General features: G+C 50.3%; 14 protein-coding genes. 7 read left to right on the forward strand and 7 right to left on the reverse strand.

Translation table 11 applies throughout. The features are described from left to right. Nucleotides 1-211: 211 nt before the first annotated feature. The 4 genes from CGC65_RS14370 to CGC65_RS14390 all read left to right on the forward strand — a co-directional run bounded on the left by CGC65_RS14370 (nucleotide 212) and on the right by CGC65_RS14390 (nucleotide 3,353). The gene (locus CGC65_RS14370) at nucleotides 212-1,222 is read left to right on the forward strand and encodes an FUSC family protein (RefSeq protein ID WP_002567583.1); all 1,011 of its coding nucleotides are present in this window, start codon (nucleotides 212-214) and stop codon (nucleotides 1,220-1,222) included. Nucleotides 1,223-1,437: 215 nt separating this feature from the next. After that, nucleotides 1,438-2,229, forward strand: coding sequence for a TatD family hydrolase (locus tag CGC65_RS14380; RefSeq protein WP_002567584.1), 792 nt, complete (start codon nucleotides 1,438-1,440; stop codon nucleotides 2,227-2,229). Between the two features lie 120 nt (nucleotides 2,230-2,349). Further along, nucleotides 2,350-2,910 carry an RNA 2'-phosphotransferase gene (locus tag CGC65_RS14385; RefSeq protein ID WP_002567585.1) on the forward strand — a complete coding sequence of 187 codons (561 nt, stop codon included), beginning with the start codon at nucleotides 2,350-2,352 and terminating at the stop codon, nucleotides 2,908-2,910. Nucleotides 2,911-2,981: 71 nt separating this feature from the next. Beyond that, nucleotides 2,982-3,353, forward strand: a complete 372-nt coding sequence (locus CGC65_RS14390) for a hypothetical protein (protein WP_007037279.1) — start codon at nucleotides 2,982-2,984, stop codon at nucleotides 3,351-3,353. A gap of 11 nt (nucleotides 3,354-3,364) precedes the next feature. On the opposite strand, the gene CGC65_RS14395 is transcribed toward CGC65_RS14390, so the two are convergent. Together CGC65_RS14395 and CGC65_RS14400 are read right to left on the reverse strand one after the other, a co-directional pair. After that, the gene (locus CGC65_RS14395) at nucleotides 3,365-4,816 is read right to left on the reverse strand and encodes a DUF2079 domain-containing protein (RefSeq protein ID WP_002567586.1); all 1,452 of its coding nucleotides are present in this window, start codon (nucleotides 4,814-4,816) and stop codon (nucleotides 3,365-3,367) included. After that, the gene (locus tag CGC65_RS14400) at nucleotides 4,813-5,121 is read right to left on the reverse strand and encodes a hypothetical protein (RefSeq protein WP_002567587.1); all 309 of its coding nucleotides are present in this window, start codon (nucleotides 5,119-5,121) and stop codon (nucleotides 4,813-4,815) included. Before CGC65_RS14400 ends, CGC65_RS14395 begins: the two co-directional genes overlap by 4 nt. Before the next feature lie 122 nt (nucleotides 5,122-5,243). Here CGC65_RS14400 and CGC65_RS14405 point away from each other — a divergent pair, with 122 nt between their 5' ends. Continuing rightward, the gene (locus tag CGC65_RS14405) at nucleotides 5,244-5,867 is read left to right on the forward strand and encodes a hypothetical protein (protein ID WP_002567588.1); all 624 of its coding nucleotides are present in this window, start codon (nucleotides 5,244-5,246) and stop codon (nucleotides 5,865-5,867) included. Further along, nucleotides 5,864-6,064, forward strand: a complete 201-nt coding sequence (locus CGC65_RS14410; RefSeq protein WP_038281727.1) for a hypothetical protein — start codon at nucleotides 5,864-5,866, stop codon at nucleotides 6,062-6,064. The genes CGC65_RS14405 and CGC65_RS14410 overlap by 4 nt, the downstream gene beginning before the upstream one ends. On the opposite strand, the gene CGC65_RS14415 is transcribed toward CGC65_RS14410, so the two are convergent. From CGC65_RS14415 to nadA, 5 genes are all read right to left on the reverse strand, one after another. Further along, nucleotides 6,016-6,822 (reverse strand): metallophosphoesterase, encoded by an 807-nt coding sequence (locus tag CGC65_RS14415; protein ID WP_002567589.1) that lies wholly within the window; start codon nucleotides 6,820-6,822, stop codon nucleotides 6,016-6,018. The genes CGC65_RS14410 and CGC65_RS14415 overlap by 49 nt on opposite strands. A gap of 13 nt (nucleotides 6,823-6,835) precedes the next feature. Next, nucleotides 6,836-7,384 carry a transcription repressor NadR gene (locus CGC65_RS14420; protein ID WP_002567590.1) on the reverse strand — a complete coding sequence of 183 codons (549 nt, stop codon included), beginning with the start codon at nucleotides 7,382-7,384 and terminating at the stop codon, nucleotides 6,836-6,838. A gap of 33 nt (nucleotides 7,385-7,417) precedes the next feature. Further along, a complete protein-coding gene (nadC, locus tag CGC65_RS14425) occupies nucleotides 7,418-8,275 on the reverse strand; it encodes a carboxylating nicotinate-nucleotide diphosphorylase (protein ID WP_002567591.1) in 858 nt (285 codons plus the stop codon). Then, complete coding sequence (locus tag CGC65_RS14430; protein ID WP_002567592.1) at nucleotides 8,244-9,461, reverse strand: L-aspartate oxidase; 1,218 nt, start codon at nucleotides 9,459-9,461, stop codon at nucleotides 8,244-8,246. The genes nadC and CGC65_RS14430 overlap by 32 nt, the downstream gene beginning before the upstream one ends. A 64-nt stretch (nucleotides 9,462-9,525) precedes the next feature. Then, a complete protein-coding gene (nadA, locus tag CGC65_RS14435; RefSeq protein ID WP_002567593.1) occupies nucleotides 9,526-10,431 on the reverse strand; it encodes a quinolinate synthase NadA in 906 nt (301 codons plus the stop codon). 264 nt (nucleotides 10,432-10,695) lie between these two features. Here nadA and CGC65_RS14440 point away from each other — a divergent pair, with 264 nt between their 5' ends. Then, nucleotides 10,696-12,438 carry a hypothetical protein gene (locus CGC65_RS14440; RefSeq protein WP_002567594.1) on the forward strand — a complete coding sequence of 581 codons (1,743 nt, stop codon included), beginning with the start codon at nucleotides 10,696-10,698 and terminating at the stop codon, nucleotides 12,436-12,438. Nucleotides 12,439-12,540: the final 102 nt, after the last annotated feature.

A 12,540-nucleotide genomic window follows, 5' to 3' on the forward strand; every position in this document is an offset into this window, starting at 1 on the left:
GCAGCCATTCTGCTGAAGGCCGGGATAAAGCCGGCGGGATAAAGCCATCCTGCGCAACCGGATAGGGCCGCCTTATCCGGTCATTGACAAACAGACTGGATATGTTTATAATAATTAGTAAACCAAAGTGGACTATCTATTAAAGTGTACTTAATGACTGCTTTTAGATTACAACATTTTTAAAACAGAATCAAGGGGAAGAAGGATAAGAATGGCGGAAAATGAAAAGAAAAAGAGAACTTTATGGGAACAGGCCGTGGAAAATGCGCTCCATTTTGCATTTAACCTGGCCTTTGTATTTATATTTCAATCCATATTTGGTGTACAGAATGTGCTTCCGGGGGTGGCTATCAGTGTGGGCATGACCATGTTCCCGGATGGATATATCGGGGTGAGGCCCGTGACCATGGCGGGGATTATCATAGGATTGTACTGCGGCTGTGTTATTGCCGGGCAGACAGCCCTGATGCTGCCGGCAGCAGCCCTTGTGATTGATTTTCTTTTTGTCCTTCTTATTATGGCCCTGACCTGTGAACCCACCATGTACAAACCAGCTATCAGTTTCCTGCTGTGCTTCGTGTTCGCACAGTCCACACCTGTACCGCCAGCGGCATTTCCTATGCGTCTGGCAGGCGCAGCAGCAGGTGCTGCAGCGGTGGCGGTTACTACGGTTATCAAGTGGTATTGGCAGGGACACGGGAAGGAAGGACGCGGTTTAAAGGAACAGATAAGGCTGTGCACGGTACGGAAAGGCTATATATTGCGGATGTCTATGGGGATAGCGGCAGCTATGTTTATAGGTATGGTCCTTCACCTGAGAAAGCCCCTGTGGATTAGTATTGTGGTAATGTCCCTGACTCAGCTGCATTACCATGAAACATTGGAGCGCATACGCCACCGCTTTCTCGGAAATGTCCTGGGCATTCTGTTCTTTGTGGTGGTATTCCGCATGCTGGTGCCTGAGAGCTGGGCTTTTGGCATGGTATTGTTTTTGGGATATATCAGTTTTTTTACCTCAGAATATAAATATAAGCAGATTGTCAATGCAGTGAGCGCCATCAACGCGTCTCTGGTGCTCTTAGATACATCCACGGCCATTGAAAACAGGCTTCTCTGTCTGGCAGGCGGGGCATGCATTGTGCTGATTCTGTATCTGGCGCAGAAACTCGGAAGGGGAATCATGGGCCATACAGGAGCTGCGGCGGCCTGCCGTATAAAGTGATGTGGGAATTATCGGTACGATTCAATGGAATTCTGTAAATGGATTTGGTATAATGGAGAAAAATGGTACAATATCATTTAAAGAGCGAACGGGAAACCAACGCTTCGCGGATGTGAAGGGATTTACACACAAATTACGGTTTTTAGCTATGGGGATAAAGATTTTTAAAAGCAATAGACAGGGCGCCAGAACGCGCCGGATAGGGGTATGGTAATATGGATTTACGTTATATAGACATAGGTGTGAACCTGATGGGAAAACAGTTTGACAAGGATCGGGAGGAGGTGGTCCGTGATTCCCTTAAGGAGGGAGTGGGGCTAATCATAACAGGTACTGATCTGAAATCAAACCAGGCAGCGGTTGACTATATAGGGGAGAAGATGCCTGAGAAAACCTGGTGTACCTGCGGTATCCATCCCCACAATGCCGACAGATGGAATGATGATTACCGCAGCAAGCTGGAAGCCCTGATTCGCCGTAACCGCCAGAGCATCGTGGCGCTGGGAGAAGCCGGACTTGATTATGACAGGATGTTTTCGGCCAGGGAAAACCAAAAGAAATGTTTTTCTGATATCCTGGAGATGGCCGGTGACCTGGACCTCCCGCTGTTTCTGCATGAGCGGGCAGCGGAGCAGGATTTTATCAGGCTGTTGAAGAACCGCCGTGAATTGTGCAGGAGATCCGTGGTTCATTGCTTTACCGGCACCAGGGAGACCGCTTACAGGTACCTGCAGCTTGGCTGTTATATCGGAATCACAGGATGGATATGCGATGATCGGAGGAACAGGGATGTGGTGGAGGCAGTCAGGGTGATTCCTTTGGAACGGCTGATGATAGAGACAGACGCGCCCTATCTTACGCCTCTGAATATCCGGGGCCTGTCAAGGAGAAATGTACCCTCCAATATCGTGTATGTGGCGGAACGGATTGCTGAAATCAAGGGAGTGGATGTGGAGACTGTGAAGAAGATTGCCTTGGAAACCACCAGGACATTTTTTTCAGTGTAAGGTGTACCGAATGAGGAACAGGGAATGAGGAAAGCATAGATGTACAGGGTACGTTATCTGGTGGAAATAGAAGACAGAGGGGATTGCCGGTTTATAATCATTTGAAAAACAGGAGAGAATATGGGAAATAAAAAAGCAGGAAGCAGCGAAGAAAGGCTGAGCGTATTCCTGAGTCTTGTGCTGCGGCATCAGCCGGAAGCAGCCGGTATCACATTGGACGAACACGGATGGGCAGATGTGGAGGATTTGATTCAGGGCATCAGCGGCACAGGCAGACCGATGGATATGGAGCTGCTGGAGGATATCGTCAGGACGGATGAAAAGGGCCGGTACAGTTTCAATGAAGACCGGACTCTGATACGCGCCAACCAGGGGCACAGTATACCAGTGGATGTGGAGCTGACAGAGACAGCACCGCCTCAGGTCCTTTATCATGGGACTGCCAGCCGTTTTGAGCAGGCCATTCTGGAACAGGGCTTAAAGCCTATGAGCCGTCTTTATGTACACTTGTCCGGGGATGCCAAGACAGCATTAACGGTGGGAAGAAGGCATGGAAATCCGGTGGTATTTGAGGTGGACTCCGGCCGCATGAGCCGGGATGGTGAACATTTTTACATATCACAAAACGGGGTATGGCTGACAAAACGTGTAAAGCCGGAATACCTGAAACGGAATATCTGAAATGGAATACCTGTAACCGATGAGTAAAGACGGATGACTGTAAAAGGTCCAAAACATGAAGGTGATGCATTATGAAGAACCCGAAGCGCCGCCGACAGGGATATTTGAGGAGATGGCTGCGGGCCGGTGTCTATGCAGGCGGACATTGTGAATGCTGCAATCAGCCGCTTGTCCTTATTTTCAGATACGATGCTGTCTGCTGTCCCCAATGCAACCAATGGATTGATGAAAAATGCGGTGACCCGGACTGCTGTTTTTGCGGCAGCAGACCGGATACACCGGCAGAATCATTGATATATGAATGCCCGACTATAGGCAAAGACTACTATATAAAAAAGTATGAGAAGAGAAAGCGGCAGTATTTTAAAGGCATGGGGGACCGTGGGCAGGCCGGATGGGACCGCCCTCCCTCACACCCGCTGCCCGTAAAAAGGAACCTGTGAAAATTGAACCATCATTCCACATCCTGCTTTAACAGGGCCACATAGCCGTCCACGGTTCCTGCGGGCTCATATCCCTGTTCCCGGCAGTCTGCCAGAATCTGTTCCAGGTCCTTTTCATAACCCTTTCTTAAGTCCACCACCATATAGTCAGCCGGATGGCTGCTTGTGAGAAGATAGACTTCATCCCGCATGGAAAGCTGGGGGAGGAAGAAGGTGGAGGATTTTACAGAGGCATCCGGAGGAATCTGGTCCAGAAGAGTCCTGGCCTGGGCAGCTTCCTCATGATGGCGGTGATACAGGACGGCATATTTTGACTTACTGTACATCACGCCTCCCATGAGGACGAGGCCGCACAGCAGGCCCCAGGCACAGACAGTGGCCGGAAGCCGTCCGTCATACCCGTCACCTCCTTTGCGCCTGCGGCCGGGTGCATTTTTTATATCCCGGAAATTCACCAACGCCAGATAAATGAGCAGGGCTCCTGAACCGTAGGTATACTGAAAGTATATGGAGTGCTGGTATATATAATTGGACATCAGGTTGATGAGTACAAAGGGGATGAGCAGTGTCCATTTCTGCCAGTCTTTTGTCATGAGCGGAAGGAAACCCAGCGGAAGGAGCATTTCAAGGAAGAACATGATTTTATCCTTCACCGCAATCTGGGACAGCACATAGGCAGGATTGACCAGTATGGTTTTAAACATGCTGGCCAAGCCCAGACGTTTGTCCGATATGAAATTGTCAAACCGGTTAATCATGGCCCCGTCCCCAAACCGGTTGATATACCAGACAGCCATGCAGAAATATGCGCATGACGCAAGAAAGACAATGGCTCCCCAACGGTACTGTTTTTTCCAAAGGAACAGGTAAAGTCCGATACAGGCCGCATAGACAGGAGCATCCTCCTTCACCATAAGGAGAAGTGCGGCAGAGGCCAGCATGGATTTAAAATGGCCTGTTTCCAAAAAGTACATGCACCAGAGAATGATGACGGCCAGGAATTTATTTTCGTGGAAATCGTAAAAACATCCGCCCATAAACGCCGGGTAAAAACAGTACATCAGACCGAAACACAGGGTTTGCAGGCGGGTGAAGCAAAATGTCCTGGCCAAAAGACACAAGGGAACCATTCCGCTTATGACAACAAGGGACTGGAGCACCAGCAGGGTCTCAGGACGGGGGACTAATTTGTAAAAGGGCAGCAGTACATAAAAGACAGGTGAGAGATGGACCGCAAAATGGGATAAAAGCCCGTCGCGCTCACATGTGGTAAGAGGAGACAGGCCTTTATCCATGTAGTAATACATCTGTGAAAAGATTCCGAAATCATAAGCAGACGCGTAATTCAGCCGGTACCGCAGCACGGTCATGACGGCGGTGAACGAGAACCAGACAGCCGCTGCCATGGTGAGGATTATCAGCAGCCTTTTGCCGGTCAGCCATTGTTCTATGGTTTTTATCATAGTATAAATGTTTCCTTTATCATCAGAGTGGCAATGTACATGAGCACGCTGGGAGTCAGGGAAAAATGAATCCGGGAGCGGCCGCAGGGAAGTACATAGGGAATGGCCATGCAGAGAAAGATTCCGAGCCAGATGCCCAAGAAGCTTTCCAGTGAAATCTGTCTCACAAAGTCCAATGTCACAAAGGGCACATGACTGGCCAAAAGAAACATGGTATTTGTCAACAGCCAGCTGGCCATGGTCAGTTTTCCAAGGCAGCAGCAGAACAGGGACAGCTGGAAATCGCGTTTCATCATTTGAATCATAGGTTCTCCTCCTTTAAACTGTATAGTAATCATCCCATTGGAAAATGTAAAGATGCCTGAGGCAACTGTAAGAAAAATTAGAAAAACCTTAATAAAATCTGCCGTTCCGGGGAGATAAGAACATGAGGAAAAGGACCCGTATCATCCAGGACAAGAGACGCAGAACCAGATGTGCACAGCTGGCAGCGGATGCCTTTGACGAAAAACTGATTTCTGTCAGGGAAGAAGATGGGAGAACAGAGATTATCATGGAGGGCGATGCGGTTACTGACATGTGCGGCAGCACCCTGTTTATTCAGGAGCCGGATACAGGGGATATCTTTTCGGAGAATTTAAAAATCAATCTCTATTCCTATAGGCCCGGGGAGGGAAAGAAACTGGCTGTTCCTAATATCTATGGCTTTTATCCTGTACAAAAAGGTGAGAGTTTCTGCTTTACCAGGCTGGGTGAAAATACGGATGGACAGGCCCTGTGCCGCTGTCAGGAATATTCCTGGTATATGACAGAGGGAATCGGAGCTCAGTATATGACGGTGGCAAAGGTGGACGATGTGTTCCAGCCGGCCGAAAGCCGTATGTACAGATTTGCTCTGACAGACAATAAGCTCAGCAGTCTCTCGGAATGCGCGGCAGAGGGATATGCAATTGGGATGACTATTGTCCGGGAACCTTGTTTGTGTCGGGAGACAAAGAAGAGGAATATTTTGCATTTTGCGGCAGTTCTCAGGAGGCGCCTGATCTTGTGAGGCTGACTAAAGCAGGTTCTTCCAAGGTGTTCATGGAGAATGTGGTCCAGTGCGAACCATATGCAGGCGTCACTGGTTTTTTCCAGCATGGCGGGGAGAGGTTCATGGATGCAGTTCCAAAGGAATGGGACTGGAGCGGGCGGGCGTTCTATGAAATGGGCTTCAGGTCCACCAGGACCAATTCCGGAGGATTATAAATGCGGGGCAGCCTGTTGATACACAGCCCCCGGCTGACAATCAGAGATGTGGAACCCAGGGCATACTGTCCCCCTGCATATCGGGGAAAGAAGCCCTGGTGAGGCGCCAGAAGCCCGCCAGGGCAGCCGGGCATGCGGAACTGCCCCCCATGGGCATGACCGGCCACAATCAGGTCAAACCCGCTGTCCCTGTAATATTTGGTGAGCTCCGGCCGGTGTGACAGCAGGATGGAGTAGATGTCAGGGGAGGTGCGGGAACAGCAGCGCCAGAACTGTTCCTTCCATCGGGAGTCCAGTTTAACGGAGTGGTGGGAGTCGGTAAATGCATGAGGGTCATCCACTCCTCCTATGATCAGAGGCTGCCCTTTGATGGCTGTTCGGATTGTCCGGCCTCCAAGGACAGTGACCCCATATCCGGTGAACATTTTCTTGATGTCAGGTATCTGGTGAATCCAATGCTCATGATTTCCCGTAACATAGTAACAGGGGTACTGTCCCTTTAAACCCTCTAAAAGCAGTAAAGTCCCTTTGTGGGGGACTTTGTGATCAGCAATATCGCCTGCCATGAGAATCAGGTCGGGGCTGTGGCTGTGTACGGCCGTCAGAAGCGGCTCCTGGGCGCTGCCGTATATGGTGCTGTGCAGATCTGTTATCAGCGCTGCCCGCAGGTGTTTTGTAATCTTTTTAGAGTATTCCGTATAACGGTGTACGGTAAGACCGCAGTAAAATGGGTTTACAGCATGTGTTTTTTTCTGCATATCAGGCTCCTGTTTACTCATCATCGGACATCTCATAGGGCAGCAGCTCTGCCAGATAGTGCTTTTTCCTCAGAGCCTCCTCTATCTCGTCCAGTATCTCCTCCTGCTCGGCGCAGACATGGTGGAAGTGGTAGCCGGAAGTGACATTCATGAGCGGGGTGGATTTTCCGGTTTTTATATTGTTCATGAACAGCTGTACGTCGCGGCGGTTCTTGATGTTGAGAGGAGCTGACATTTTTCCGTATACCCGGTGATTGACCATGACATCCACCACGGTCCCGCCCAGGTCCACGATGGTGACCAGTTCATCCTCTGTCTGCTCATTGGTGTGGCAGACCTTAAAAAAACGTGACGCATGCTTGGATACATTGAGAACATACCCGCGGGCAGTGGAGAGAATGGGATACCCCATGGTGCGCAGGAGAGCAATATCCTGGACCACCACCTGGCGGCTGACACCTGTTTCCCTGCCAAGGGCCCCGCCGGATAAAGGGGCGGAAGCCAGCCTCATCATATCCAGAAGCTTCCTGCGTCTCTGCGTTCCGTTCATCGCATTTTCCATTTCTCATTCCCTCCTGCAAAACATAGTTACGATTTAATCCGTCAGCACCTTCAAGTGCTTCAAACTGATATCCAGAATCGGGGCAGAGTGGGTCAGTGCGCCGCTGGATACATAATCCACGCCCAGCTCCGTGACGGTCCGGATATTTTCTTTTGTCATGTTGCCGGAGCACTCGGTTTTGGCCCGGCCGTCAATTAAGCGTATGGCTTCAGCCATCTGTTCCGGAGTCATGTTATCCAGCATGATAATGTCGGCGCCTGCATCCACTGCGTCCTTTACCATGTCAAGGTTCTCTGTCTCTACCTCAATCTTACGGACAAAGGGAGCGTATGCCTTTGCAGCGGCAACCGCCTCCCTGACGCCTCCGGCTGCGTCAATGTGGTTATCCTTTAAGAGAACGCCGTCAGACAGGTTATAGCGGTGATTCTGTCCGCCGCCAATCCGGACAGCATATTTTTCAAAAACACGCATGCAGGGAGTGGTTTTCCGGGTGTCCAGAAGCTTTGTCCGGGTCCCTTCAAGCATCCCTGCAACCGTATGGGTATAAGTGGCAATGCCGCTTAAACGCTGCAGATAATTTAACGCGGTCCGTTCGCCGGATAAAAGGACGCGCACATCTCCTGTGACCGTGGCCAGATGCTGGCCCTTTTTTACTTGTTCTCCGTCCCTGACATCAAATACCACCTTGGTTTCAGGATCCAGAAGCGTAAATACGCGCTTAAAAATCTGTAACCCGGCAATGATGCCGTCTTCCTTGCAGATAAGCTGTACCTGACCCTTTTTATACTCAGGCATGACTGCGTTGGTGGATACGTCCTCGCTGCTGATATCCTCCTCCAGGGCAAGACGTATGTATTTGTCAGCAATAAGCTGCATGGTAATTGGATTCATAATGTATTCTCCCTTTCTGGCTGTTCTCTATTCTTTTTGCGGCTTTTCCGGCAAACACCAGGCTTTCCAACAGGCTGTTGCTGGCCAGGCGGTTCTTTCCGTGAACCCCGTTGCAGCTGGTTTCACCCACTGCGTACAGATGCTCCATGGAGGTTCTGGAATCCAGGTCCACCCACACGCCTCCCATAAAATAATGCTGGGCAGGCACCACCGGGATAGGCTCTTTTGTGATGTCATAACCCTCCTCAAGACATGTTTCATATATGTGGGGAAAATGTTCCAGTATGGTTTTTTGGGGTATGGGCGCAAATGACAGCCATACATGGCAGCTTCCCTCTTTTTTCATCTCTGCTTCAATGGACTGGGATACCGCGTCCCTGGGCAGCAGCTCATTGACAAAGCGTTCGCCTTTGCCGTTTAAGAGCACAGCCCCTTCGCCGCGGGCTGATTCCGAGATGAGAAAGGACCTGCCGGGCTTTTCCGTGTAAAGGCTGGTGGGATGAATCTGGACGTAATCCAGGTGTTCCAGCTTTACGCCATGCTTTTGGGCAACGGTCAGTGCGTCGCCTGTGAGACAGGGAAAATTAGTGGAATGCTGATAGAGCCCTCCAATGCCTCCGGTGGCCATGACCGTGTCACGGGCATGGATGAAGAGGGAGCTGTTGTCCCTTGTCCTGGCCTGGATGCCGGCACAGGCTCCGTTTGCGGTCAGAATATCTGTCATAACGGTATATTCCATGATATCCACATTGGGGAGCGCGGCTGTCCGTTCCTGGAGTACCGTGGTGATGGCCTTACCGGTGATATCCTCATGAAAACAGATTCTGGGCCTGGAATGGGCGCCTTCCTTTGTATATTTTAAACTACCATCCGGGTTCTTGTCAAACCCTACCCCAAGCTCTAACAGATGCCGGATGATACCGGGGCTGGTGCGTATCATCAAATCCACGCTTTCCTTCCGGTTTTCGTAATGGCCAGCTCTCATGGTGTCCTCAAAGTACGGCTCATAGTCATCCTCTCCCCGGAGCACACAGATGCCTCCCTGAGCCAGCATGGAATCACAGGTATCCATATCCTCCTTGCATATCATCAGGACATGCAGGTCCTCCGGCAGGTTCAGGGCAGTGTATAATCCTGCCACCCCGCAGCCTGCAATCACCACATCACAGTATATATGTTTTGTCATTTCCTATGCCTCCTTTTGGAATCGGCTACCTGGAATCGGCTGCCTGAAATCTGCATCCCGGCAGCTACCGTGCAAGCTTAAGCATCTGCTCCAGCGCCCTGCCGGCTGACGGGACATAGGCTTCGGGGACAAATGCCTGGTTTTGCCCTGTGCGCAGGACATGGATGATTTTGTCCAGGGTTATCTTTTTCATATCCCGGCAGATTGGTTCTGTATCAGGAAAATAAAACTGTTTGTCCGGATTCTGCTGTTCCAGCTCATGACGCACGCCAATTTCTGTGCAGATAATGAATTCCCGGGAGGTGCTGCCGGCAGCATATTTGAGAATCCCGGTGGTGGAACCGATATAATCAGCCAGCTCAAGCACCTGGGCATTGCATTCCGGGTGGGCCAGTACCAGGGCATTTGGATGTATTTTCTTTAAGCCGGATACCTCCTTGGGGGACATTTGGTCGTGGACAGGGCAGCAGCCTTTTACCAGCATCACATGCTTTTCAGGTACCTGGCTGGCCACGTACCGGCCCAGATTCTTATCCGGTATGAAAAGGATGTCCTGGTTTGGCAGGTTCCTTACAATCTGTACCGCATTGGCAGATGTGACGCACACATCGGACCAGGACTTGATTTCGGCTGTGGAATTGATGTAACAGACCACTGCAAGGCCGGGATATTCTTTTCTGTATTGCTCCACTTCCTCCTTGGTTACCATGTGGGCCATGGGGCAGTCTGCCTGGGCGTCGGGCATCAGGACCACCTTGTCGGGACTCAGGAGCTTTCCGCTTTCGCCCATAAAGGAGACTCCGCAGAACACAAGCGTTCTGTTTTCAAGACCGGCCGCCACCTTGCTCAAATAGAAAGAATCTCCTATGTAATCCGCCAGTTCCTGTACCTGGGGATCCACATAATAATGGGCCAGGATGACGGCATCCTGCTCTGCTTTTAACTGTTTTATTTCTTCCTGCTTAGTCATAATTTCCCCTGTTCTGCCGGTATTGCAGCGCCGGCCTTTTTAAATTGGCTTTTTGTTTACGTCCGCAACAGTATAACACATATATTTACATGTGACAAGACATATAGGGCGTTAAAATTTTAGCATAACAAAGCGGTCGGCGTAATTGTAAGGATTATTAAAGAAAAGTTCAGCACTGGAAAATGGGGATATGGTAGAATTAGGATAGGAATTATGCCGGACGTTTTCTGACGTGGCGCAGCGTTCTAAACGAGGAGGATTAATATGAAAAAAATCCATGAAATATTAACTCACAGAAAAAGAATCTGCAAAATACGAATTCACAGAATGACAGCTCCGGGATTTGCGGCATGTCTTGTGTTCATGGCTGTAAGCCTGGCGGCCTGCCAATCAGCGGACAGCGGGACCGGGGGACAGAAAGAGAACATCGCGGCTGTCCGGGAACAGGACGGCGCAGGACAGACAGACCAGGAGAATCATGCCGCAAAAGGAGAAAACGCCCAGGACACAGGGACACCCCGGGGGCAGGAAGTTGTACCGGATACACCGGATATGGAAGCCGGACAGGAGACAGCCGCGGAGCAGCAGGGGGAGGACGGTTTGATGACAGCGGACCAGTGGCAGATGGTTCCTGGATACGGCATATGCAAAAAGGGAGAACCAGTCCTGTATGTATTGGACATGGACGCAAGCCAGATGAAAACAGATGAGAAAGGAGTCAGCGCCAGGCTTCTTTCTGCGGTGTTTCAGGACAATGTAATCAGCGTCAGGGTGAAATTTAAGGATGATACCGTGACACTGATACCGGATGAGAAGGTAAAGGAGATTCTGAAACAGGAGGAGGAAAACCGGAAAAAACAGGATCAGGGAATTAGCGTACAATGGGATGACAGTTATTTCTGTATTGACAGCGAAAAGAACATTTACGGCCGCAGTGCGTTTCAGGACAGAATCCGGGCGGAGAAGAAAGAGCAGAAGGCGCAGGGCGCAAGGGCCGTTACCTTTGACCGGATTAAAGGAAAGGGTATAGACGGACTGGGTTTTACCCGGCAGAGGAACAGCACATCTTACAAAGACAATGGAAAAGGCGGCTTCTATATATCCCAAGTGTCAGAGAATACCATAGGTAAGGACAGGTTTACACTGGATGAACCGGAGGGGGTCTATGAACTCTGGCTGAACGGCTTTAAAGACCCCATAAAAATCGTCTTTAAAAAAGCGCCTGCCTATGATTCACTGGAGGATATAAAGGGAATGGTGAACCATGAAGGATTTTATGGGATGGCAGAGGGAATCGTGGAGGAGGACGGACTCAGGCTTACCACCTATACCTACTCAGAAGATGGATATAGGATTGGGTTCAGCCGCGGAAAACTGATGGCTACACTGTCAGACGGAAGGACTGCCGAACTGGTCCCTGTGCTGGGGGAACAGCTGACCACATCCCTGGACCAGCTGTCCGGCATACAGCCCAGAAGCATCCAGGAGACACTTTACAGGAGACCGGAGGGTACTGTGGTTACGGAAGCATCCCTGCATGCAGAGAAACCTGTTGTCATATCGCCGGAACAGGGAAGTGTGCTGGAAATTCCCATTCCCGGAGAGCGGCAGCCTTTGGATATGGTGGTGGAATTCAGGGACTGCAGGATATATCTGACCGGCATCAGTCCCATGGATGAGCTTTATGAATATGGTACGGATGACAACGGAGACCCTCTTACCAGGCATATGGTCTACATCAATGCCAGGGCAGAGATGAGGGATGCGGATAAGAATTTGTACTACGTAAATGCAGTACAGCCGGAGGAAGGCCAGGAGGGCAGCTCCGGTGATCCCATAAAAACCGTATACGCACTGGCGGATATGGCGGGGGCAGATAAATATAACGCAGGTGAGCTGGCCGGGTTCAAGGCATTATATGAGGAGGGGGAATCTGTAATCCGTCTGCAGCTTCAAAGGCCCACCTACGGATGGAACCAGGAGTTTGTACTGCCGGTACAGATGTGACCGGATAAAAAGGAGGAGACTGTTTGCAGAATCTTCTTCCTTTTTTCTTAATTATCCGGTTGTGCTATTGATTTTGCCTGCTTCATGTGCAATAATTTATAG

Source organism: Enterocloster bolteae (genome assembly GCF_002234575.2).
Taxonomy (GTDB): domain Bacteria; phylum Bacillota; class Clostridia; order Lachnospirales; family Lachnospiraceae; genus Enterocloster; species Enterocloster bolteae.

Coding starts and splice junctions, on each gene's coding strand:
- CGC65_RS14370 (WP_002567583.1), top strand. CDS start 212: ATGGCGGAAAATGAAAAGAAAAAGAGAACTTTATGGGAACAGGCCGTG.
- CGC65_RS14400 (WP_002567587.1), bottom strand. CDS start 5,121: ATGATTCAAATGATGAAACGCGATTTCCAGCTGTCCCTGTTCTGCTGC.
- CGC65_RS14415 (WP_002567589.1), bottom strand. CDS start 6,822: ATGCAGAAAAAAACACATGCTGTAAACCCATTTTACTGCGGTCTTACC.
- CGC65_RS14380 (WP_002567584.1), top strand. CDS start 1,438: ATGGATTTACGTTATATAGACATAGGTGTGAACCTGATGGGAAAACAG.
- CGC65_RS14430 (WP_002567592.1), bottom strand. CDS start 9,461: ATGACAAAACATATATACTGTGATGTGGTGATTGCAGGCTGCGGGGTG.
- CGC65_RS14395 (WP_002567586.1), bottom strand. CDS start 4,816: ATGATAAAAACCATAGAACAATGGCTGACCGGCAAAAGGCTGCTGATA.
- nadC (WP_002567591.1), bottom strand. CDS start 8,275: ATGAATCCAATTACCATGCAGCTTATTGCTGACAAATACATACGTCTT.
- CGC65_RS14385 (WP_002567585.1), top strand. CDS start 2,350: ATGGGAAATAAAAAAGCAGGAAGCAGCGAAGAAAGGCTGAGCGTATTC.
- nadA (WP_002567593.1), bottom strand. CDS start 10,431: ATGACTAAGCAGGAAGAAATAAAACAGTTAAAAGCAGAGCAGGATGCC.
- CGC65_RS14420 (WP_002567590.1), bottom strand. CDS start 7,384: ATGGAAAATGCGATGAACGGAACGCAGAGACGCAGGAAGCTTCTGGAT.
- CGC65_RS14390 (WP_007037279.1), top strand. CDS start 2,982: ATGAAGAACCCGAAGCGCCGCCGACAGGGATATTTGAGGAGATGGCTG.
- CGC65_RS14405 (WP_002567588.1), top strand. CDS start 5,244: ATGAGGAAAAGGACCCGTATCATCCAGGACAAGAGACGCAGAACCAGA.
- CGC65_RS14440 (WP_002567594.1), top strand. CDS start 10,696: ATGAAAAAAATCCATGAAATATTAACTCACAGAAAAAGAATCTGCAAA.